The organism is Pseudomonas asplenii, from assembly GCF_001293465.1.
In the GTDB taxonomy this organism is placed as follows: domain Bacteria; phylum Pseudomonadota; class Gammaproteobacteria; order Pseudomonadales; family Pseudomonadaceae; genus Aquipseudomonas; species Aquipseudomonas fuscovaginae_B.
On record NZ_JSYZ01000011.1, the window covers coordinates 159,013 to 181,196 of the forward strand.

21 protein-coding genes are annotated in these 22,184 nt (G+C 64.3%); 7 read left to right on the forward strand and 14 right to left on the reverse strand.

The window, feature by feature from the left end:
- Window positions 1–23: 23 nt before the first annotated feature.
- Window positions 24–1,337 carry an MFS transporter gene (locus tag PF66_RS16390; RefSeq protein ID WP_054063274.1) on the reverse strand — a complete coding sequence of 438 codons (1,314 nt, stop codon included), beginning with the start codon at window positions 1,335–1,337 and terminating at the stop codon, window positions 24–26.
- 158 nt (window positions 1,338–1,495) lie between these two features.
- On the opposite strand from PF66_RS16390, the gene PF66_RS16395 reads away from it, so the two are divergent.
- From PF66_RS16395 to PF66_RS16405, 3 genes are all read left to right on the forward strand, one after another.
- Entirely contained in the window at window positions 1,496–2,593 is a 1,098-nt protein-coding gene (locus tag PF66_RS16395) for a sugar diacid recognition domain-containing protein (protein WP_054063275.1), read from the forward strand.
- Window positions 2,594–2,800: 207 nt separating this feature from the next.
- Complete coding sequence (locus PF66_RS16400) at window positions 2,801–3,940, forward strand: glycerate kinase (RefSeq protein ID WP_054063330.1); 1,140 nt, start codon at window positions 2,801–2,803, stop codon at window positions 3,938–3,940.
- A 194-nt stretch (window positions 3,941–4,134) separates the two neighbouring features.
- Window positions 4,135–5,811, forward strand: coding sequence for a SulP family inorganic anion transporter (locus PF66_RS16405; RefSeq protein ID WP_054063276.1), 1,677 nt, complete (start codon window positions 4,135–4,137; stop codon window positions 5,809–5,811).
- Window positions 5,812–5,954: 143 nt separating this feature from the next.
- Here the strand turns inward: PF66_RS16405 and pncA are convergent, their stop codons facing one another.
- From pncA to PF66_RS16435, 6 genes are all read right to left on the reverse strand, one after another.
- Window positions 5,955–6,608, reverse strand: coding sequence for a bifunctional nicotinamidase/pyrazinamidase (gene pncA, locus PF66_RS16410; protein ID WP_054059539.1), 654 nt, complete (start codon window positions 6,606–6,608; stop codon window positions 5,955–5,957).
- 171 nt (window positions 6,609–6,779) lie between these two features.
- Window positions 6,780–7,565, reverse strand: a complete 786-nt coding sequence (locus PF66_RS16415) for an anti-sigma factor family protein (protein WP_054059538.1) — start codon at window positions 7,563–7,565, stop codon at window positions 6,780–6,782.
- The gene (locus PF66_RS16420) at window positions 7,562–8,059 is read right to left on the reverse strand and encodes an RNA polymerase sigma factor (protein ID WP_054063277.1); all 498 of its coding nucleotides are present in this window, start codon (window positions 8,057–8,059) and stop codon (window positions 7,562–7,564) included. The genes PF66_RS16415 and PF66_RS16420 overlap by 4 nt, the downstream gene beginning before the upstream one ends.
- Window positions 8,060–8,113: 54 nt before the next feature.
- On the reverse strand, window positions 8,114–8,638 hold the full coding sequence (locus PF66_RS16425) for a tetratricopeptide repeat protein (RefSeq protein WP_054059536.1): 525 nt from the start codon (window positions 8,636–8,638) through the stop codon (window positions 8,114–8,116).
- 231 nt (window positions 8,639–8,869) lie between these two features.
- Window positions 8,870–9,433 carry a TetR/AcrR family transcriptional regulator gene (locus PF66_RS16430; protein WP_054063331.1) on the reverse strand — a complete coding sequence of 188 codons (564 nt, stop codon included), beginning with the start codon at window positions 9,431–9,433 and terminating at the stop codon, window positions 8,870–8,872.
- 171 nt (window positions 9,434–9,604) lie between these two features.
- Window positions 9,605–11,242 (reverse strand): methyl-accepting chemotaxis protein, encoded by a 1,638-nt coding sequence (locus PF66_RS16435; RefSeq protein WP_054059535.1) that lies wholly within the window; start codon window positions 11,240–11,242, stop codon window positions 9,605–9,607.
- A gap of 216 nt (window positions 11,243–11,458) precedes the next feature.
- Here PF66_RS16435 and pssA point away from each other — a divergent pair, with 216 nt between their 5' ends.
- Window positions 11,459–12,802 carry a CDP-diacylglycerol--serine O-phosphatidyltransferase gene (pssA, locus tag PF66_RS16440; RefSeq protein ID WP_054059534.1) on the forward strand — a complete coding sequence of 448 codons (1,344 nt, stop codon included), beginning with the start codon at window positions 11,459–11,461 and terminating at the stop codon, window positions 12,800–12,802.
- Window positions 12,803–12,882: 80 nt separating this feature from the next.
- Here the strand turns inward: pssA and efeO (PF66_RS16445) are convergent, their stop codons facing one another.
- From efeO (PF66_RS16445) to PF66_RS16465, 5 genes are all read right to left on the reverse strand, one after another.
- Window positions 12,883–13,707, reverse strand: a complete 825-nt coding sequence (efeO, locus tag PF66_RS16445) for an iron uptake system protein EfeO (protein WP_054059533.1) — start codon at window positions 13,705–13,707, stop codon at window positions 12,883–12,885.
- Between the two features lie 25 nt (window positions 13,708–13,732).
- A complete protein-coding gene (efeB, locus tag PF66_RS16450; RefSeq protein ID WP_054059532.1) occupies window positions 13,733–15,049 on the reverse strand; it encodes an iron uptake transporter deferrochelatase/peroxidase subunit in 1,317 nt (438 codons plus the stop codon).
- Between the two features lie 18 nt (window positions 15,050–15,067).
- Window positions 15,068–16,261 (reverse strand): iron uptake system protein EfeO, encoded by a 1,194-nt coding sequence (gene efeO / locus PF66_RS16455; protein ID WP_054063278.1) that lies wholly within the window; start codon window positions 16,259–16,261, stop codon window positions 15,068–15,070.
- Between the two features lie 8 nt (window positions 16,262–16,269).
- The gene (gene efeU / locus PF66_RS16460; protein WP_054059530.1) at window positions 16,270–17,112 is read right to left on the reverse strand and encodes an iron uptake transporter permease EfeU; all 843 of its coding nucleotides are present in this window, start codon (window positions 17,110–17,112) and stop codon (window positions 16,270–16,272) included.
- A gap of 216 nt (window positions 17,113–17,328) precedes the next feature.
- Window positions 17,329–18,021 carry an aspartate/glutamate racemase family protein gene (locus PF66_RS16465; RefSeq protein ID WP_054059529.1) on the reverse strand — a complete coding sequence of 231 codons (693 nt, stop codon included), beginning with the start codon at window positions 18,019–18,021 and terminating at the stop codon, window positions 17,329–17,331.
- 77 nt (window positions 18,022–18,098) lie between these two features.
- Here PF66_RS16465 and PF66_RS16470 point away from each other — a divergent pair, with 77 nt between their 5' ends.
- On the forward strand, window positions 18,099–18,890 hold the full coding sequence (locus PF66_RS16470) for a helix-turn-helix domain-containing protein (protein ID WP_054063279.1): 792 nt from the start codon (window positions 18,099–18,101) through the stop codon (window positions 18,888–18,890).
- A 9-nt stretch (window positions 18,891–18,899) separates the two neighbouring features.
- Here the strand turns inward: PF66_RS16470 and PF66_RS16475 are convergent, their stop codons facing one another.
- Both PF66_RS16475 and ccoN read right to left on the reverse strand, forming a co-directional pair.
- On the reverse strand, window positions 18,900–19,124 hold the full coding sequence (locus tag PF66_RS16475; RefSeq protein WP_054063280.1) for a hypothetical protein: 225 nt from the start codon (window positions 19,122–19,124) through the stop codon (window positions 18,900–18,902).
- Between the two features lie 26 nt (window positions 19,125–19,150).
- Window positions 19,151–20,578, reverse strand: a complete 1,428-nt coding sequence (ccoN, locus tag PF66_RS16480; protein ID WP_054063281.1) for a cytochrome-c oxidase, cbb3-type subunit I — start codon at window positions 20,576–20,578, stop codon at window positions 19,151–19,153.
- A gap of 382 nt (window positions 20,579–20,960) precedes the next feature.
- Between ccoN and tpx (PF66_RS16485) the strand changes: the two genes are divergently transcribed.
- Both tpx (PF66_RS16485) and tpx (PF66_RS16490) read left to right on the forward strand, forming a co-directional pair.
- Window positions 20,961–21,461 carry a thiol peroxidase gene (gene tpx / locus PF66_RS16485; protein WP_054059525.1) on the forward strand — a complete coding sequence of 167 codons (501 nt, stop codon included), beginning with the start codon at window positions 20,961–20,963 and terminating at the stop codon, window positions 21,459–21,461.
- A 169-nt stretch (window positions 21,462–21,630) separates the two neighbouring features.
- Window positions 21,631–22,131, forward strand: coding sequence for a thiol peroxidase (tpx, locus tag PF66_RS16490; RefSeq protein WP_054063282.1), 501 nt, complete (start codon window positions 21,631–21,633; stop codon window positions 22,129–22,131).
- Window positions 22,132–22,184: the final 53 nt, after the last annotated feature.

A 22,184-nucleotide genomic window follows, 5' to 3' on the forward strand; every position in this document is an offset into this window, starting at 1 on the left:
CAGGCCTTTTTCATGGGAACCGGTTACTGCGCCCGCAGGCCGCGGGTCACGCGCAGGGCCAGCACGGCACCGGCGACGATCACCGCGGCCAGCACGTACAGTGCGGCATCGGTGGACCCGCTGGCATCCTTGATCCAGCCCACCAGGTAGGGGCTGAGAAAACCGGCCATCTGGCCCATCGAGTTGATCAGCGCCAGGCCGCCGGCGGCCGCGCCGGCACTGAGCAGGGCAGTGGGCAACGGCCAGAACATCGGCAGGCCGGTGAGGGCACCCATGGTGGCGATGCTCAGGCCAAGAATGGCAATGGCCGGCGAGCTGGCGAAGTTCACCGCGATCAGCAGGCCCACGGCGCCCATCAGCATCGGTACCACCAGATGCCAGCGCCGCTCCTGGCGCAGGTCGGCGGAGCGCCCGACGAACAGCATGAACACCGCGGCCAGCAGGTAGGGAATCGCGCTGAGCCAGCCGATCACCAGGTTGTCGCTGAAACCGAGGTTCTTGATGATCGAGGGCAGCCAGAAGTTGATGGCATAGACGCCACTCTGGATGCAGAAATAGATCAGCCCGAACGCCCAGATCGCCGGGTTCCTGAACACTTCGCCGAGGGAATCGCTGACGGTGCGCGGCTTGTTCGCCGCGTCCTCGGCCTGGTCGGCTTCCAGCACCGCGCGTTCCTCGGCGGTCAGCCACTTGGCGTTGGCGAACCTGTCGGCCAGCAGGAAGAAGGCGGCCACGCCGAGCAGGACGGTGGGGATGCCTTGCAGCAGGAACATCCACTGCCAGCCGGAGAGGCCACCCTGGCCGGCGGCGAAGTGGTTGAGAATCCAGCCGGAGAAGGGGCTGCCAAGCAGGCCCGAGACCGGAATCGCCGACATGAACAGGGCCATGATGCGGCCGCGTCGGAAACTCGGGAACCACTGCGAGAGGTACAGCACCACGCCAGGGAAGAAGCCGGCTTCCGCCGCGCCGGTGAACAGGCGCAGGGTGTAGAACTGGGTCGGGGTGGTGACGAACAGCAGGCAGGTCGACAGCGTCCCCCAGGTGATCATCATCAGCGCGATCCAGCGCCGCGGGCCGAAGCGGGTCAGTGCGAGGTTGCTCGGTACGCCGCACAGCACGTAGCCAATGAAGAAGATCCCGGCCCCGAGGCCGTAGACCGTCTCACTGAACTTGAGGGCGTCGAGCATCTGCAACTTGGCGAATCCAACGTTGACCCGGTCGAGGTAGTTGAACAGATAGCAGATGAAAATGAAGGGGATCAGGCGCAGGGTGATGCGCTTGTATACGGCGTTTTTCAAGTCAGCGGTGGCCTGGGGCAACGCGGCGCTCTGTGACATGTCGGTCTCTCTTTATTATGATTTTTCGCGATGCAAGGGTAACGTTGCTCGCCCTGTGAGTCTCGGCCACCCCGATGCTGCTGTCTTTGTGCCGGCGCACAGGGTTTGCCAGCATGACCTGTGCCGCTGAACAATTCATTGCAAGGACTCCTTCTCTCATGTTCGAACTGGACCACGACCTCGCGCAGGATATCGTCGACCGCACGATGGCGATCCTGCCTTACAACGTGAACGTCATGGACAGCCAGGGCCTGATCCTCGGCAGCGGCGAACAGGAACGCATCAATACCCGCCACGAAGGCGCGCAACTGGTGCTGGCCAACGGCAGGGTGGTGGAAATCGACGTGCAGGCGGCCAAGTGCCTCAAGGGGGTACAACCGGGCATCAACCTGCCATTGCTGCACGATCAGCGCCTGATCGGTGTGTTGGGTATCACCGGTGATCCGGACCAGTTGCGCACCTATGCCGAGCTGGTGCGGATGACGGCCGAGATGCTGGTGGCGCAACGTCATCAGCAGGCTGAACAGCAGTGGCGGCGCCAGCGCTGCGATGACCTGCTGGCGTTGCTGCTCGGCGATGATGGTGACTCGCCACGCCTGCTCGACGAGGCCCGGCAGATGGGGCTCAAGCCACAATTGTCGCGAATTCCCTGCCTGTTCGAACTGGAACCGGGGCAGGCCACCGAGGCGCTGATCGCCTGGCTGCGGTCGCGTTACCCGGACAGTTGGTGCTTCAGTGCCAGCGAAGCGTCGTTGCTCTGGTGTCGCCCGGCGACACTGTCGCTGGATGAACCGCGCCTGCTGGAAAAACTCGACGGCCTGGGCTGGAAGGTATTGCGAGTGGCGGTGGGCGGCCAGGCCGATGGCCTGGCGGGGTTGCGCCGCTGTTATCGGCGGGTCAGCGATCTGCTGGGCTATGGTCGCGAAGTGCTGCCGAATACACGCGTGCTGCTGCTCGATCGTTATCGCCTGCCGGCAATGCTCTGGCGCTATCGCAACGACGATGCCCTGGAGGAACTGCTCAAGCCGCTGCGCAGGGTGCTGGCCAAGGACGGCAACGGTCAGTTGCTCTTGACCTTGCGCAGTTGGTGCGAGCATGACGGCCAAAGCCAGGCCTGTGCCGAGGCACTGGGTATCCATCGCAACAGCCTGCGTTACCGCATGGAGCGGATCGCCGAACTCAGCGGCGTCGATCCGTTGCGGCTCGATGGCATGCTGGCGTTGTACCTGGGGGTGCAACTGTTGCCCCAGACCTGACGTCCTGTGCTGCCCTGGTAGGAGCCGGCGGTGCGGCGATCCGACTTGTCGGGGCGCCGAACCGCCGCGAATGGTTCCGCAAGCCTGGCCGGCACGCCTCGGGTTTGTGTGAATGAACAATAAAGCCCCGCAATGCTTGTGCAGCAGACCGGCGTCATGCGCCGTTTCTGCTGGCAGCATGGACGCTACAAGAACCGGAGAAGCCCCATGAAAATCATCATCGCCCCCGACTCCTTCAAGGACAGCCTGAGCGCCGACGGTGTCGCCAGGGCCATCGCCGAGGGGCTGGCCGAGGTCCTGCCGCAGGCGCAACTGCTCCGGTACCCCATGGCCGATGGCGGCGAGGGCACGGTGGAGTCGGTGCTTGCCGCCTGCAATGGCGAACTGCGGAGCGAAACCGTCCAGGGGCCGCTGGGTACCCCGGTGCGGGCCCACTGGGGCTGGTTGCCGCAAAGTCGCACCGCGATCATCGAGATGGCCGAGGCCAGCGGCCTGCAACTGGTGCCGCCCGGACAGCGTGATGCCTGCGTCACCAGCACCTTCGGCACCGGCCAACTGATCGGCGCGGCCCTCGACGCCGCAGCGCAGCGGATCATCCTCGCCATCGGTGGCAGTGCCACCAACGATGCCGGTGCCGGCGCCTTGCAGGCCCTCGGCCTGGGCCTGTTCGATGACCAGGGCCGCGAGTTGCCCCGTGGTGGCCTGGCTCTGGCGGGGCTGCGACGGATCGACCTCGGCGGCCTCGATCCACGCCTGGCATCGGTACGTTTCGAAATCGCCGCCGACGTGAACAACCCCTTGTGTGGGGAACAGGGCGCCTCGGCGATCTTCGGCCCGCAGAAGGGCGCGTCGCCGACGCAGGTACACGAGCTGGACGCGGCGCTTGGGCATTTTGCCGATCAGTGCGCCGCAGTGTTGCCACGGGATGTGCGTGACGAGCCGGGCAGTGGCGCCGCGGGTGGGCTGGGGTTTGCCGCCAAGGCGTTCTTCGCGGCGCGGTTCCGCCCGGGGGTGGAGGTGGTCGCCGAACTGGTGGGACTGGAGCAGGCGGTGCAGGGCGCCGACCTGGTGATCACCGGCGAGGGCCGCTTCGACGCCCAGACCCTGCGCGGCAAGACGCCTTTTGGCGTGGCCCGGATCGCTCGCCAGCAAGGTGTGCCGGTCATCGTGCTGGCCGGCACCCTGGGCGAGGGTTATGAGCAGATGTACCAGCACGGGGTCGACGCCGCCTTCGCCCTGGCTTCCGGGCCGATGAGCCTGGAACAGGCCTGTGCCGAGGCGCCGGCGCTGCTGTCGGCGCGGGCACGGGATATCGCCCGTGTCTGGAGGCTGGCAGCCGGGCGTTGAGCGTCCTGTACCACCGGGTCGCGCGTGGGGTGGTGTCCGCCAGGTGATTCGGCGTTAAGCTTGGCAACACCAATGGTTTGTCAGGAGACGCTCGATGGCTGGTATCCGCCCGCAATGGACCCATGAGGAGGCCATCCCAGAACGGGGCGGCCGCCAGGAGCGCTGTTCCCGGGCGGGATGGGCCGGCCTCGTCGATGCGTGAACCTTCCCTGCCGCCTGCCGCTGCCACCCCTGTTCAACCACGCCGCCTGGGGCCCGACCTGATCGCCGGGCTGTCTATCGCCGGTCTGCTGCTGCCTGAGGCGGTGGCTTATTCGAGCATTGCCAACCTGCCACCCCAGGCCGGGGTGATCGCGCTGTTCGCCGGGTTGTTCTGCTACGGCCTGTTCGGCACCAGTCGCTTCGCGATCGTTTCGGCCACCTCGTCGTCCGCCGCGGTGCTGGCCGCGGCGACGCTGTCCGTGGCCGGTACGGACATGGCCCTGCGCCTGACCATGGCCATCGGCCTGGTGATGATCACCGGCCTGATGTTCCTGCTCGCCGGGCTGTTCAAGCTGGGCAGCGTGACCTCGTTCATCGCCAAGCCGGTGCTGCGCGGCTTCGCCTTCGGCCTGGCGGTGACCATCATCCTCAGGCAGGTGGCGAACATCGTCGATGTGCATCCGCCACACAGCGACCTGATCCGCTTCATCCCGGAACTGCTCGGGCAATTGCCGCATTGGAACTGGGCGGGCGCGGCAGTGGCCGCCGTGGCGCTGGTGCTGTTGACGATCTTCGGGCGCCTGCGCCGTGTGCCGGGTGGATTGCTGGTGGTGATGCTGGGTATCGTGGCAGGCAGATGGCTGGACCTGCCGAGCCTGGGGATCAGCCTGATCGGGGTCATCGACCTGCAGTTGGCAGTGCCGTCACTGCCGCGCCTGGGTTTCTCCGACTGGTTGAAACTGGTGGAACTGGGCTTTGCGCTGGTGATGATCCTGTATGCCGAATCCTATGGCTCTATCAGCGCCTTTGCCCTCAAGTACGGCGACCGGGTCAGTTCCAATCGCGACCTGCTGGTGCTCGGAGGGGCCAACCTTTTGTCCGGGCTGTTTCATGGCATGCCGGCTGGCGCGGGGTATTCGGCCACCTCGGCCAATGAAGCGGCTGGTGCGACATCGCGTTGTGCCGGGGTGGTCGCTGCGTTGGTGGTGCTGGCGATCGTGGCGACCGCGCTGCCACTGATTGCGCTGACGCCGGAGCCGGTACTGGCGGCGATCGTCATTCATGCGCTGGCCCGGGCCGTCAGCCTGGAGCCGCTGCAACGCTATTTTGTCTGGCGCCGCGATCGTTTCCTGGCGATTTGCGCGGTGGCTGCCGTGCTGTTGCTGGGGGTGCTGGATGGGCTGCTGGCGGCCGTGGCGATCAGCCTGATGCTGATGCTGCGGCAGATGTCCTCGGCGGCGGTGCAGGTGCTCGGGCATCTGGCCGACGGGCATGACTTTGTCGATTGCCAGTTGCATCCCCAGGCACGGCAGGTGCCGGGTGTGTTGATCCTGCGGCCTGGCGAAGCGCTGTTTTTCGCCAATGCCGAGCGGATTCTGCGCAGTGTGCAGCGTTTGGCCCATGAACAGGGGCCGCAGGTGCGGGCGGTGATTCTGAGCCTGGAGGAGTCACCGGATCTGGATGGCACCAGTATCGAGGCCTTGCAGGATTTTATCGTCCGCTTCAAGGGAGAAGACAAGCGGTTGCTGTTCGCCCGGCTGAAGCATGGGGCTCACCAGGCCTTGCTGGCGTTGCCGCAGGCGGATCTGTCCGAGGTCGTTCTCAGTGAGCTGAGTGTGTATGCAGTGGTGCAGCAGGCGGGGGCCGCGGGGGGACAGGGCTCGGCCTGACACCCCACAATCATGGGCTGGGCCTGCGGGCCCTTTCGCGGATAAATCCTGCTTCCCCAGCGGATCGTGGTGACCCCCCCCTTCTGTGAACGCCGGAAACCCGTGGGAGCAGCATTTATCCGCGAGAGGCCCTCAAGACGCCCCTAGAGCGGCATGAGGGACCGGGACTCCACGAACTGCACGCCCGCGGCCTCCATTTCGCCCATCGCCCGCTTCAGCGAGCCGTCCAGGTCGATGGCGCGGCAGGCGTCCGGGACCAGGAAGGTGGTGAAGCCCGCCGCCCGCGCATCCAGCGCCGACCAGGCAACGCAATAGTCCAGCGCCAGGCCGACCAGGTACAGCGTATCGATCCCGCATTCCCTGAGGTAGCCCGCCAGCCCGGTGGGTGTCCGCCGGTCGGCCTCGACGAATGCCGAGTAGCTGTCGATCTGCGGGTTGCAGCCCTTGCGGATCACCAGCCGCGCATGGGGCAGGTGCAGGTCGGCATGCAGCTCGGCACCGTGGCTGCCTTGCAGGCAGTGATCGGGCCAGAGCACCTGGGGCCCGTAGGGCAGTTGCACGGTATCGAACGGCTGGTGCCCCGGATGGCTGCTGGCGAACGAGGCGTGGCCGGCAGGGTGCCAGTCCTGGGCGATGATCACGTTGCGAAAGCGCCGGGCCAACCGGCTGATCAGCGGCACGATCTCGTCGCCACCGGCAACGGCCAGGTTGCCGCCGGGTATGAAATCGTTCTGCACGTCGATGACGATCAAGGCGCAGCGTGGGTCGTCCAGGGGCAGGGCAGTGGAGTTTGGCATGGGCGTGTCCTTGTCTGCCGGGTTCAGTTGACGGTCGAGCATACAAGCATGGCACAGCCGGGGGTGTCTGCTGCAATGGCTTGCTGCTGTAGGCGGGTGACGCCATGGCGGGTACGCTGTCGGCTGTTTTCAACGCAGCATCACCGAGTATCAAGGTTTTTCATCCAGACCCTAGACGGCGAAGCGTTGGCGAAGCAGCTCCGCCATGGCGTGCAGTTCGCTCGCCGGATTGCGCCCAATGAGCATGTAGGCGTGGGTCTGGCCAACCCAGAACACCACGTTCATGCCACGACGGACCTCCTCGGTCGGCGCTCGCACACCTTTCTTCGCCCGGGTGATGCACAGGGCCAACGGCCCGTGCCGCGGGTCCAGGTAGGCCAGTTGCGCAATCGGCTCGCTTTCGTACTCGAGCATCTGGGCTCGCTTGAGCTGCGCCCCCGGCAACAGCACCTGGGGTGGTTCCAGTACCAGCCCGAGGCCCTTGTCGAGGGTGCGCAACTGCGCGCGCTGGGAACCTTCGTCGTCCGGCAGACCATCCAGGGTCTGCGCGGTATAGAGCGTCATGTAGTCGGCGACCACGCTGCGCCAGCTGACTTCAGTCTGATCCTTCGGTGCGTGCCAGGCCTGGAACAGTCGATCGGCGGCGATCCCGGCGACCATGAAACTGGCGGCGACCGCCAGGAATCCGCGTCGGCTCATCGATCGCCTGGCCGGTTTCGATGGCAGCGTTTCGAGCATCTCGGCAAGACGACTATGCGGTGCCTGCTCCAGCAGTTCATCGTAGGCTTCCCGGAAGGGCAGGTTGCTGCGGCCCAGCCATTCGACGCGCTCGGCGACCGCCGGGTTCTCGGCAATGGCAACCGCCACCCGGGCACGCTCTTCGGCATCCAGCTGGTCGTCGAGAAAGGCCACCAGCCGCTCATCGGAAGGCATCTGTTGAGAAAACTGGTCAGTCATCGCCGTTCTCCACGGGTTGAGGTGGGTACGGCACGCAGGGGCGGGTTCTGCGCCAGCTTGATGCGCGCGGCGGCGAGCCGGCTCATGACCGTGCCGATCGGCACCTCGAGAATATGGGCTACTTCCTTGTACGACAGGCCTTCGACATAGGCCAGGAACACGGTCTCGCGCTGAGCCTCGGGCAAGGCGTCGACGCGCCTGATGACCTGCGCGGCGAGCACGTGGGTCTGCGCCACCTGCTCGCCATCGAAGGCCAGCACCTCGTCGGCATCGACCTGGCCCTGACCCCGGCGCACGCGCTGGGAGCGGATCTCGTTGAGCCAGATCGAATGCAGGATGCTGAACAGCCAGCGATCCATGCGGGTGCCGGCCACGAACTGTTCACCACGCTCCAGCGCCCGGACGCAGGTGGCCTGCACCAGGTCGTCGGCGAGGTGTCGTTGCCGGGACAACAGCAGGGCGTAACGCCACAGGCGTGTCAGGTGCTGGCCCAGTTCGGCTCGTATTTCCTTGTCGCTGGCGATGGCAGCCTCCGCGTTTTTCGGTGTTCAGGCCTGGGTTGGATGGGCGATGGCGTCGGCCAGGTCTTCATACTCTTCGCACTGGGTGCCACAGAGTGACTTGATGGCCTGCAACTGCTCCCGGGCGAGATCCAGGCGACCCTTGATCACATAGGCTTCACCCAGGTACTCGCGGACCTGAGCGTAGTTCGGATCGAGCTTGACCGCCTGCAGGTAATAGCCGATGCCTTCGTCGGTGCGTCCCAGCTTGCGGGTGGCATAGCCGCGATAGTTCAGGGCCTTGGCGGTATCGGGATTCTTCAGGGTATCGAGGACGTTCAGCGCTTCCTGGTACTGCTGGTCCTTGGCCAGGCTGTAGGCGTAGTCGGCGCGCGCGTCATCGCTGGCGCGGCTGCTCACCAGGGGTTCGCATTTGTTGGTTTTCGGATTCCAGACCTGCTGGCTGGTGCATTTGGGCTTGGGTGGCGCCGGCTCGTCGCCGGAGGCCAGTGCCAGGTTGCTCGACAGGGCAACCAGCGCGGAAACGATCAAGGTGCTTTTGCGAAGGCTCATGGTAGTGCTCCAGAGAATGGGCAACGATGAGAACGCCTGGGCGCCAGGTTTTATTCGATACCTCGGAAAATTATTTTATGCGGTGCTCCATCGGGCTCCCGGTTCCCGTTGCCGTAGGAGCGCAACCCGTGCCCGTGTTCCAGACTGTTGCAGGGTTTTATCCAGGCGAGAGCCGGCGGGGCCGGACAAACGCCATTCGTGCAGAGGCTGTGGTTGGCGCTCAAGCCGCTGTCAGAGCGCCAATAACTGGCGTGCCATGCATTGCGCATTTTCGGCTGCACTGTGGTCACCCATGACCAGTGCCACGGTAATGGCGCCGTCGATCAGGATCAGCAATTGCCGGGCAACCACCAACGGATCGTCGATGCCATGGGCTTCACAGAGCTCGACGAGGTAGTCGAGCAGTTTCTGCTTGTGTTCCTTGGCCAGCAGGCGCACCGGGTCCTGCGGGTCGCCGGTTTCGCCGGCGGTGTTGATGAAGGCACAGCCACGAAAGCCTTCCGAGGCGAACCAGCTACCCAGCACGCTGAACAGGTTGAGCAGGCGTTCGCCGCTGGTGGGGGCCTTGTCGACTTCATCGCGGTACCACTGCATCCAGCGGATATCGCGCCGGCGCAAGGCCTCGATAGTGAGGTCATCCTTGGTGCCGAAGTGCCTGTAGATGCTCTTGCGTGCCACGCCGGAGGTCCTGACCAGCAGGTCGATCCCGGTGGCATGGATGCCGCCCTGGTAGATCAGCTTTTCGGCCGTTTCCAGAAGGGTCTCGCGAGTAGGGTTGGGTATGTTCTCGTTCATGGGCACGATGGTGGAACGATCGTTCTCAATGGTCAATCCCCCTTGCAGGAATATTTGCCGGCGGCCGGAGCCGTGGCGCTGCCCAGGGGCCCGGGCCGGGTGGTGGGACTGTGTCGGGCAAGCCTGCTGCCACAGTATGACGGGGACATCAGACTGTGGCAGCGCGGGAGGTCAGACCCTGAAGAAACTGACCTTGCGTGTCAGGTTGTCGGCCAGCGCCGACAGCTCGCGGCTGGACAGGGCGACCTGGTTGGAGCCGACCGAGGTCTCCACGGCGGCATTGTGGATGCGGCTGATGTTCTGGCTCACTTCCTGGGTCGCGACCCCTTGCTGGGTCGAGGCACTGGCGATCTGCGCGTTCATGTCGTTGATTGCACCGACTTCCTGGCGGATACGGACCAGCGCATCCTCGGCGACGCGGGTCTGCTCGACGGTACGCTGGGCCAGTTCCCGGCTGTTGCGCATGATTTCGGCGGTGTCGCTGGCGCCGGCCTGCAGCTGCCCGACCATCTCGCGGATCTCCCGGGTCGAATCCTGGGTGCGGTTCGCCAGGGAGCGCACCTCGTCCGCCACCACGGCGAAACCCCGTCCGGCTTCGCCGGCGCGGGCGGCCTCGATGGCCGCGTTCAGGGCCAGCAGGTTGGTACGCTCGGCAATCGAATTGATCACCTCGACCACGTTTTCGATGGCCTGGCTGTCATGGGACACCCGCCCGACGGACTCGGCGGCGTTATCGAGCACTTCGGCCAGGCGCTGCATGTCGCTGGCGGTGGTCTGCACCACCTGCTTGCCGCTTTCCACCGCCTGGTCGGCAGCGTTGCTGGCCTGTGCGGCGTTCTGCGCGTAGGCGGCGATTTCGTGCACCGTGGCCGCCATCTGGTTGACCGCGGTGGCCATGCGTTCGGTTTCCCCGGTCTGCACGCGCATCTGCTCGTTGTTGCTCTCGGAACTGGCCAGCAGTTGCGAGGACGAGCCCATCAGGTCGTGGGCCACGGCGCGCACCTGGGTGATGGTTTCGGCCAGGTGGCGGTTGCTGGTCTTCAGTGCGCCCATGACGCTGTTGGGGTGGCGGGTGTCGATCACGCCGTCGAGTTGCCCGTTGGCCAGTTGCCGGATCGCGTCGGCGACGGCTTCCGGCTCGGCGCCGAGGGTCGACTTGAGGTTGCGGATGATCAGTGCCGAGACCAGCACGCTGAGCAGGATGGCGACGGTGGTGACCAGCAGCATCAGCGTGGCGAAGTGGCTGGCGGTGGTGCGCACTTCGGCCAGTTGCTTGCCGATCGAGGCCTCCTCCCAGTCGATCAGGGCGTTGATACGCTTGAGCCATTCCTTGTAGGCCGGCGAAATATCGCTCAGCAGGAAGGCCTGGGCCTTGTCCATGTCGCCCTGTCGGCGCAGCTCGATCAGGCGGGAGGTGAGGGCCAGGGTGCTCCGTTCGGTGCTCTTGATGTCGTCCAGCAGGCGGCGCTCGGCATCCGAGGCGCCCATCCTGGCGAAGATCGCGTCCATCGGTTGTGCCGAGGCCTGGTAATCGGCGTTCAGTTTCTCGATGTTGTTCAGATGGGTCTGCAGGCCGGCATCGTCACGCACCAGCACGGCATCGCGGATGGCGATGGCACGGTCATGCACGCTGCCGCGGAAGTTGATCGCGTAACGTTGCTTGACCGCGCTGTCGTCGCTGACATCGGTCAGCGTCGAGTCGATCAGGCCAACACGATTGACCCCGATCAGGGTTACCAGGATCAGCAGCGAAAGCACCAGCCCAAACCCCAATCCAAGGCGTTTGGCGATTGTCAGAGAGCGGGGCATTTCAGGTTTCCTTAGCGTAAACGCAGGATTGATATCAGAGAGCCATTATCTGGGTAGACTTGTAGCCTGTTACAAGGGGGCATTCCAATTTGTTTTTATCTATCGCCGCGATGGACGTTGCATCCCGGCGTTGGCAGCAATGCCCTGCTTGAACACGAGCATCCGGGACAATGCATGGTGTAAGCTCACGTCTTCTCCGAATTCGACCCGAGCCCTATGCCGTCGCTTTTCAAACGCGCCCTGTTACCCAAACTGCGCAGCTTCCCGCTGACCGCCGACTCCCTCACCATCCTGCCCTCGGCTGCCGAGTTCCGGCGTTGTCTGCTGGAGAGGATTGCCGCGGCACGGCAGCGCATCACCCTGGTGGCGTTGTACCTGCAGGAAGACGAGGCCGGGCAGGAGATCCTCGATGCCCTGCATGCGGCCAAGGCGGCGCGTCCGGAGCTGGAGATCGCCGTGGTGGTCGACTGGCTGCGCGCGCAACGCGGGCTGATCGGTGCCGCGAAGCAGCCGGGCAATGCCGCCTGGTACCAGGCACAGACCCGCGCCCATGAAACCGAAGTGCCGATCTATGGGGTGCCGGTGCAGACCCGCGAACTGTTCGGCGTGCTGCACCTCAAGGGCTTCATCATCGACGACTGCGTCATCTATAGTGGCGCGAGCCTGAACAACGTCTACCTGCACAAGTTCGACAAGTACCGTTTCGACCGCTACCACCTGCTGCACAACCAGGCGTTGGCCGATTCGATGCAGGGGCTTGTGCGCAAGGAGTTGCTGGCTTCCCATGCGGTCTGCCGCCTGGATCTGCCGAGCCTGCCGAGCACCCGTAGCCTGCGCGGTGGCATCGGCGACCTGCGCAGCCGCTTGAAAAGCGCCCAGTACGACACCCGCGCCGGCGGTGAGCCGAGCTTCAGCCTGTCGGTCAGCCCGTTGCTGGGGCTGGGCAAGAACAATCCGCTGAGCCGGGTGATCTGCGAGCTGATCGCCGCCAGCCAGTTGCAACTGACCATCTGCACGCCGTATTTCAACCTGCCGTTGGCGGTGACCCGGGAAATCAACCGGGCGCTGGAACGCGGGGTGAAGATCGACATCATCGTCGGCGACAAGACCGCCAACGACTTCTATATTCCGCCGAGCCAGCCGTTCAAGGTGATCGCGGCGTTGCCGTACCTGTACGAAATCAGCCTGCGGCGTTTCGCCAAGCGCCATCAGGCGGCGATCGACAAGGGCTTGCTCAACCTGCACCTGTGGCGTGATGGTGACAATACCTACCATCTGAAGGGCATGTGGGTCGACCAGCGCTACACCCTGCTGACCGGCAACAACCTCAACCCACGGGCGTTCCGCCTGGACCTGGAAAACGCCTTGCTGATCGACGATCCGCGCAGCGAGTTGCTGGAAGTGCGGGCACGGGAGCTGCAATTGATCCTGGAGAACACCCGGCGTATCGGCAGCTTCCGTGAGCTGGAGACGTTGGTCGACTACCCGGAGGCAGTGGGCAAGTTCCTGCGGCGGGTGAGCCGGGTGAAGATCGAGCGATTGCTCTATCGGATACTCTGATCCGTTGTGGGCGCCGAATTCATTGCGGCGTCGCGAAGAATCCCTCCCGGGCACGCGCAGGCGCCCGGGAGGGCAGGGTCTCAGTTCAGGCCCAGCTTGCCGCGCAGGGTCGACAGGTCTTCAGCCAGGGTGTTGACCGGGCCGACCAGGGCCTTGCGGTCATTGTCCTTGACCTTGTCATAGGTCTCGAAACCACCGTCCTTGGTCTTGTACTTGGCCAGGATCTTGTCCACGGTGGCAAAGTTCTTGTCGACCTTGGCGGCGAAAGCCTTGTCCTGCTTCTCGATCTGTGGGCGGAACAGGTCGACGATTTTCTTCGCGCCGTCGATGTTGCCCTGGAAGTCATACAGGTCGGTGTGGCTGTAACGGTCTTCCTCGCCGGAGATCTTGGTGGCGGCCACTTCTTCGAGCAGGGCGGCAGCGCCACCGACGACTTTCTCGGGCGGGAAGGTCAGGCTGGCCACACGCGATTGCAGTTCCTTGACGTTCTTGTCCAGGCCGTCGGCCAGTTCGCCCAGGCCCTGGGTCGAGTTTTCGGAGAACAGGCTGTATTCCAGGCGGTGGAAGCCGGTGAAGTCTTCGGCCTTGACGCCTTTTTCGTGATCGTCGACACGCGAGTCGATGGCTGCGTCCAGGTCACTGAACAGCTCGGCGATCGGCTCGATCGACTCGTAGTGAACGCGGGTCGGCGCGTAGAGCTTCCTGGCGGTCGCCAGGTCGCCTTTCTTCACGGCATCGGTGAACTGCTGGGTCTTGCTGGCCAGTTCGTCCAGTTGCTCGGTGACGTAGATCTTGTAGTCCGAAACCGGGCCGACCAGGTCCAGCGGTGCGGTGGCCGCGAAGGCCGAGAGCGGAGTGTGCAGCAGGCCGACGGCCAACAACAAAGCAAGAGGCGACTTCTTCATGAGAACTTCCCGGGTGAGTTAAGGGTCAAGCCGTGGTTTTTTGTTGTGTTGCAGAAAGCAGCGAGCGACCGATGAAGTCCTGGTCGCCGGTGACGCCCGGCAAGGTGAAGAAATAACCGCCACCGATAGGCTTGAGGTATTCCTCCAGGGGCTCGCCGTTGAGCCGGGTCTGGACGGTGATGAAGCCCTGTTCCAGGTCCGATTGGTAGCAGATGAACAGCAGGCCCATCTCCAGCTGGCCGTTCTTGCTGACCCCGTTGGAGTAGTTGAACGGCCGGCGCAGGATCAGGTTGCGCTGGGTCTCGGCGGTACGCGGGTTGGCCAGGCGGATATGGGCATCGAGCTTGGTCAGCTTGCCTTCAGGGTCCCTGGTGTAGTCCGGCACCTGGGTTTCCTTCTGGCCGCCCATGGGCGCGCCGGTGCTCTTGACCCGGCCGATGATGCTTTCCTGCTCCTGCAGCGGGGTACGGTCCCAGCGCTCGACCAGGTTGCGGATGATCCGCACCGCCTGGTAGCTGCCGTTGGCGGCCCAGGCCGGTTCGTCGCTGCCCGGCTGGACCCAGACGATCCGGTCCATGGCGCTTGCGTCGTTGGAGTCAGGGTTGGCCGAGCCGTCACGGAAACCGAGGAAGTTGCGTGCGCTCTGGGCCGGCTCGCCAGGCTTGGTCGGGGCCTGTGGCGGTACGGTGCCTTCCTGTTTCCAGCGCACCAGCAGCAGGTCCGGCGTGTTCTTGACGATGTCGCGCAGGGCGTGAATGTTGGTGTCCGGGGTGTTGGAGCAGAACTGGATGCTCAGGTCACCGTGGCACAGGTCCGGTTGCAGCGCATCGTTGGGGAAGCCGACCATCTGGATCAGGCGCTTGGGCTTGACCGACTCCAGGCCGAACCGCTCGTCGAACAGCGAGTGGCCGACCGACACGGTGATGGTCAGGTTGTCTGGCGTGACGACCGGGCCGAGGATGCCGGAGTCCAGGGGCGGCAGCTTCGGATCGACCTGTTTCACCGCGCCGCCATTCATCAGGAAAGCGATGCGTTCGTTGAGGGTGCGGAACAGCCGTTCCAGGTCCTTGCGGTCACTGGCCAGGACGTCGAAGGCGACGATCATGCCGGCGGCCGGGCGCGGGGTGACGATGCCGGTCTGGTGCTTGCCGTGGAAATCGTGGCGGTCCTGGGTCTTGTCGCTGCTCGGCGCCTGGGTGACCTGGGCCTGGGCTTGCGCCGCCGCCATGGCCGGGCAGCTCAGGGCACTGCCGGCGATGGCCGCGCCGGCCACGCCCATGCCCAGCAGGACACGCCGGCGGTCAGCGGAAAATTCTTTGTTGCGCTGTGGTGAATCGCTCATGTACGGCTCGTCTGCTGATTAAAGGCCGGAGAGGCCAAGGGCGGGATCGATTCCATCGAGTGCATCGGCCAGAGCCTTGGCCTTGTCGGCAATCTGCTTGCGTTTTTCGGCGCCGACGGTGTCGTAAGTGGCATAGCTGTCGCCGCTGCGCAGGCCGTTGAATTCGGCGTCGAGGGCCACGGCCGCGCTGTCGAGCCTGGGCAGGAGATCGGGTGCCGATTTCACCAGCAGCGGCCGCAGCAGCTCGATGACCTTGCGCGTGGCCTGCAGGTTGGCGGCGAAACCGTTCAGGTCGACATGGCTGTAGCGTTCTTCCTCGCCGCTGCCGCCACGGGTATCGGCAATGCTGCGCATGCTGCGGGCGACGATGCTGACCAGTTGCTCCGGTGGCAGCGACTGGGCCAGCAGTTGTTGCCTGAGGGTGGTCACATCGGCCTGCAGCCGCTCGGCCACCGGCTTCAGACCGTCGACGCTGCGCTGCTGGAACAGGCCGTACTCGATCCGGTGGAACCCAGCGAAGCCTGGGTCCTGCTCACGTTTTTCGTAGTAGTCGGCGCGGGCGTTGATGCCGTTGTCCAGTTCGGCGAAACGCTGGGCGGCGGGCGCCAGGCGCTGGTAGGCGGCACGGGCCGGCACATAGAGTGCCTGGGCCTGGGCCAGGTCGCCGGCGTTGATTGCCTGCTGCAGGGCGTCGACGGCCTTGATCAGGGCGCTGCCCTGGGTGCTGAGGTAGACGCGGAACTCCGACAGCGGGCCGATGAACGCGGTCATCGAGGGGCGCGCCTTGGCGGCGGCTTCCGAAGCGGCGGTCGGGGTGACGTGCAGGGTGCCACGCGGGTTGCTCAGCAGGCCGCAGGTGATCGCGTAGTCGCCGGGAGCGAGGTTGGCGTTGATTACCTGGCTCAGGCCCGGGGCGATGTTCTCGCGCTCTTCGACCACCAGCACGCCATCGAGGATTTCCCATTCCACCGCACGGTCGGACTTGTTGACGATGCGGAAGCTGTTCAATCCGGCCGGTACGCTCAGCGCGTTCGGGTCGCAGCTGTGAGCGAGGATATTGACCGTGATTTCGTTGTGATGGCTCTGACGCTTGCTCGCGGCCAACTGCGAGGCGTAGTAGAACAGTCCACCGGCCGCGATCATCACGATCACCGAGCCGGCTACCGCCCAGCGCAAGGCCTGGGGAGGTTTGCCAGTTGCAGGGTTGGACATGGGTAACCTTACGGGTTGGGAACGGAAGAAGTTTGCTTGGCGGCCGGCGGTGAGGCCGGGATGAAGAACATCACCAGGGCGATCACCAGGTACAGCAGGTAGGCGCTCAATACGCTGACGGTCGGTGCGTCCTGGTAGCCGAACATGCCGGCCAGCACCGAGCCGGCCGGGCCGTCCATCGGCAGCGTGGCACTGATGTCGAAGACCACGTCCTGCAGGTGATTCCACAGGCCGGCCTCATGCAGTGCCTGCACCGAGTTGGCCAGGATGCCGGCCGCGACCACCAGGATGAACAGGCCGGTCCAGCGGAAGAACAGACCCAGGTTCAAGCGCATGCTGCCGGTATAGATGGCGAAGCCGACGAGGATCGCCAGGAGCAGGCCGAGCAGGGCGCCGATCGGTGCGCCCGGGCCTTCGCTCTGCTGAAACACTGCCAGCAGGAAGAACACGGTTTCCAGGCCTTCGCGGGCCACGGCGAAGAACACCATGGCGATCAGTGCCCAGACCTGATGTTTCGAACCCGCCAGGGCCTGGTCGAGGGAAACGTGCAGGGCGTGCTTGATGGAGCGCGAGACCTTGCGCATCCAGAACACCATCGAGCTGAGGATGCCGACGGCCACCAGGCCGACGATGCCTTCGAACAGTTCCTGCTGCTTTTGCGGGAATTCGGCGCTCACCAGTTCCAGGCCACCACCGACCAGCAGGGCCAGGGCCGCAGCGAGAAACACCCCGATCCAGACGGCGGGCATCCATTGGCCACGGCCGGTCTGCTTGAGGTAACTGGCAATGATGCCAACGATGAGCGCGGCTTCGATGCCTTCGCGCAACATGATCAGAAAGGGAACCAGCATTCGGCAAGCACGTCCGTTACTTAAAGTGGATAGTAATTTGTAACATAATGATACTCATTACTAAACAGCTTTTGCCGCCGCTAGCTGAACCGTGGCTGAACGGTTGGGGAGGGAAGGGGCCGGCTTGTTGACGATAGCGGTGTATCAGCAAGCCGAGGCGTTACCGAGAGGTCGCTATCGCCAGCAAGCCGGCTCCTGCAAGGGATTGGGCCGCGGTCAGGAGCCCAGCGCGAAATCGACCGCCGCCAGCGCGTGCAATTCGGTGGTATCGAGCAGTGGCAGGCGACTGTCCGCGGGCTTGATCAGCAGACCGATTTCCGTGCAGCCGAGAACGATCGCCTCGGCACCGCGAGCGGCCAGCCCCTCTATCACCTGTTGGTAGACCTGCCGGGAATCCTCCTTGATGACCCCGACACACAGCTCGTCATAAATGATCCGATGGACCGCCTGGCGCTGCACCGCCTCGGGAACCAGCACCTGCAGCCCCTGGGCCGCCAGCCGCTGCTTGAGGAAATCCTGTTCCATGGTGAAGGCGGTCCCGAGCAGGCCGACTTTTCGGACGCCAGCGGCGAGAGCCGCTTGCCCGGTCGGCGTGGCGATATGCAGGAAGGGGATGTCCACGGCTTCCTCGATCTGCTGCGCCAGCCGGTGCATGGTGTTGGTACACAGCACCACGCACTCGGCACCGCCGGCCTGCAAGCGACGCGCCGCATCCTGCAGGATCAGCCCGGCATCGTCCCAGCGCCCGGCGTGCTGGGCCTGTTCGACAGGCCCGAAGTCGACGCTGTACATTAGCAGCGGCGCTGAGCGCAGCGGGCCGAGTCGCGAGCGGACCTGCTGGTTGATGATCCGGTAGTACTCGGCGCTGGACTCCCAGCTCATGCCGCCGATAAGGCCGATGGTGCGCATGTGGTGCTCCTGTCGATAAGGGGTTGCCGCGGCAGTCTGCGCGCTGGCGTCGATCATGATCTATCAGGAAATTTCAGATGCCCGGACAACGCCCCGGCGTGTTTCCCCTGCCAGCCCGTTCGCTGTTGGAGGGCCGCCTGTGTCTGCAACTGTTGCCGCGTTCCGCCTATAGCGGTCGGGATCCGGTGCAGTGGCAGACCCTGGGCATTGCCCTGGAGCATCAGTGGGGTGTGCACGCGATCGATTCCGACCGACGCGTGGACTTCGACACCCCTCCCGGCACCCTGGCCCTGACGCCGCCGGGTGTCGAGGTGTTTTCCGAGTCCGCCGAAGGTGGCGAGTATCTGCTGGTGCGCTGGCAACTCGAGGATGAACGGCCGCGGATACAACGCCGGCTGGAGAGTACCGGGCACGCACGAGGCTTGGCTCTGGGGCGGCAACTGCGCCGCCTGTTGCTGGAGCCGGACGGTGATCCGCTGCGGCTGGAGGCGACGGCACTGGAGTTTGTCGGCTTGTGCGATTCGATGCCGGCCGGCAATCCTCGACCGCGGGACTTTGCGGGGGTACTGCGCCGTTTTGCCGAGGATTTCGCCCAACCCTTGAGCCTGGCCCAGTTGGCGGCGGGGCAAGGGCAGTCGCAACTGCGCTTTCTGCGGGACTTCACCCGGGCCGTTGGCATGACGCCCCATGCCTATCTGCTGGAGGTTCGGGTGCAGGCGGCCCGGCGGATGATCGAGAGCGCTGACAGGCCGCTGGCGGAGATTGCCCTGGATTGCGGTTTTGCCCACCAGTCCCACCTGGGCAGCGCGTTTCGCAAGGTGCTGGGGATCACGCCTGGGGATTACCGCAGGCGTGTCACGGTTCGTTAACCTGCCACCCTACATATCCATTGGCGTCCACTCCCTGGTTGGCGGCTCCTCGACCATTGCCTTCGGCACCACCTTGCCCGTCGCCTGTTCAACCCGCTGCGCCACCTCCGGATCGTCGGAGAACAGCATCAGGCTGGCGTCATCCAGACTCTTTTCCGATTGATCCCGCAAGCAGTAGCCGACTCCCAGGTACAGCGAAACCACCGCCATCAGATTCAAGCCGATTTCCAGCATCGTCCTGTCCTCCTGTCCGTCAGCACTCAGGCAATCTGCGCCGCCTGTCGGGCCAGCGCGGTATCCGCCACCCGCACCGTGCGCCAGGTGTTGTAGGCCATCAGCAGCATGCCGCCGAGGAAGAACACTCCACCGACGAAGCGCACGACAAACCCGGGATGGCTGGCCAGCAAGGCCTCGACGAAGGAGTAGGTGAGGGTGCCGTCCTCGTTCACGGCCCGCCACATCAGGCCCTGGGTGATGCCGTTGACCCACATCGAGGCGATGTACAGCACTGTGCCGATGGTCGCCAGCCAGAAATGCAGGTTGATCAGCCCGACGCTGTGCATCTGCTCGCGGCCGAACACCCTGGGGATCATGTGGTAGAGAGAACCGAAGGTAATCATTGCCACCCAGCCCAGCGCGCCGGCATGGACGTGGCCGATGGTCCAGTCGGTGTAGTGGGAGAGGGCGTTGACGGTCTTGATCGCCATCATCGGGCCCTCGAAGGTCGACATGCCGTAGAACGCCAGGGACAGCACCAGAAAGCGCAGGATCGGGTCGGTGCGCAGCTTATGCCAGGCGCCGGAGAGGGTCATCATGCCGTTGATCATGCCGCCCCAGCTCGGTGCCAGCAGGATCAGCGACATGGCCATGCCCAGCGATTGCGCCCAGTCCGGCAGGGCGGTGTAGTGCAGGTGGTGGGGACCTGCCCAGATGTACAGGGTGATCAGCGCCCAGAAGTGGACGATGGACAGGCGATAGGAGTACACCGGCCGGCCGACCTGCTTGGGCACGAAGTAATACATCATGCCGAGAAAGCCGGTGGTCAGGAAGAAGCCTACCGCGTTGTGCCCGTACCACCACTGCACCATGGCATCGGTCGCGCCGGAATAGACCGGGTAGGACTTGAACCAGTCCACCGGGATCGACAGGTGATTGACCACATGCAACATGGCGATCACCAGGATGAAGGCGCCGAAGAACCAGTTGCCGACGTAGATGTGCCGGGTCTTGCGCCGTACCACGGTGGTGAAGAACACGATGGCATAGGCGACCCAGACCAGCGCCATCCACACCGCGCCGCTGAACTCGATCTCGGCGTATTCCTTGGTGGTGGTGTAGCCCAGCGGCAGGCTGACGAACATGATCACGATCACCGCCTGCCAGCCCCAGAAGGTGAAGGCGGCCAGGGTATCGTTGTACAACCGTACCTGACAGGTACGCTGCACCGCGTAGTAGCTGGCGGCGAACTGCGCGCTGCCGGCGAAACCGAAGATCACCAGGCTGGTGTGCAGCGGGCGCAGGCGGCCGAAGGTGGTCCAGGGCAGGTCGAGGTTCATTTCCGGCCAGACCAGTTGCGAAGCGATCAGCACGCCCATCGCCATGCCGATCACGCCCCAGAACACGGTGGCGATGACGAATTGTCGGACCACCTTGTAGTTATAGGCTTCTGCGTTTGCTGCTGTACTCATGCTCACGTCTTCCACGGTTGCCAGATCCTGCCAGGCCACCCCGGCCCGACATGGGACGGACTGTAGGAACTGCCGCGCAGGCAAAACAGACTCAGAAATGGCTCATTCATACGGATCAGGCTTTTATCCGGCGTGGATTGGCGATGATCTCGCCTGATATGGGTTTTGCTGAAAGTGACTGTCCTGTTTGCTGGTTTCAGGGGAACAGGGCGGCCCCAGGAGAGTGGCGGCAGTTTTCCGCGCAAGTTCCTACAGTAAAAAGCTGCATTTCAGATTTGCCGGACCGGCGCGGGTGTGCGAATTTGTCGCTCCCCCCATAGGTCGATCGGCGCTTTCGTGCTTAACTTCGACCTCTTCAAATATTTCTGGAAGGATTTCGTTCATGGCTCAAGTCACCCTCAAAGGCAATCCGGTCAAGGTCAACGGCCAACTGCCACAGGTCGGCTCCAAGGCCCCGGCCTTTTCCCTGGTCAACGCCGGCCTGGCCGATGTCACCCTGGAAAGCTTTGCCGGCAAGCGCAAGGTGCTGAACATTTTCCCAAGCGTCGACACCCCGACCTGTGCCACCTCCGTGCGCAAGTTCAACGCCCAGGCCAATGACGTGGCCAACACCGTGGTGCTGTGCATCTCGGCTGACCTGCCTTTCGCCCAGGCCCGCTTCTGCGGCGCCGAAGGCCTGGAAAACGTACAGAACCTGTCGACCCTGCGGGGTCGCGAGTTCATCGAGAACTACGGCGTGGCCATCGCCGAAGGCCCGCTGACCGGCCTGACCGCCCGTGCGGTGGTGGTGCTGGACGAGAACAACAACGTCCTGCACAGCGAATTGGTAGGCGAGATCGCCGACGAGCCGAACTACGATGCGGCCCTGGCTGTCTTGAAGTAAGCGGCGACCTCAGTCACCCACGGCCTGGCCTCGTCCAGGCCGTTTTTGTTTGTGCAGTGCTCCAGCGTGGGCCTGGTGCTGTGACAATTTGTGTTTGGGCGTAGGTGTCGCCGCCATATCGTGGTTAACTTCGACCCTTCCTCTACAACCGTTCAAAAGGATTCGCCGCATGGCTCAAGTGACGCGCAGGGGTGTGGTGGTGCAGGTCAATGGCGAACTGCCGCTCCCCGGCACCCGGGCACCCGCATTCTCCCTGGTGAACAAGGACCTGGCGGATGTCGCCCTCAGCGACTTCGCCGGCCAGCGCAAGGTGCTGAACATCTTCCCCAGCGTCGACACACCGACCTGCGCCAAGTCGGTCCGTGCCTTCAACGCCCACGCCAACGGGCTGAACAATACCGTGGTGCTGTGCATTTCCGCTGACCTGCCGTTCGCCCAGGCGCGCTTCTGCGGTGCAGAAGGCCTGGAGAAGGTGCAGAACCTGTCGACCTTGCGCGGTGCTCGATTCATGCAAGACTACGGCGTAGCCATCGCCGACGGGCCGCTCACGGGCCTCACCGCCCGGGCCGTGCTGGTACTCGACGAGCAGGACCAGGTGCTGCACAGCGAACTGGTCGCCGATATCGGCCAGGAACCCGACTACGTCGCCGCTCTCGCTGTCCTGCAGTAAGCGACCTTGCATTTATTCACGGCCTGTCCCTGTCCAGGCCGTTTTTCATTTGC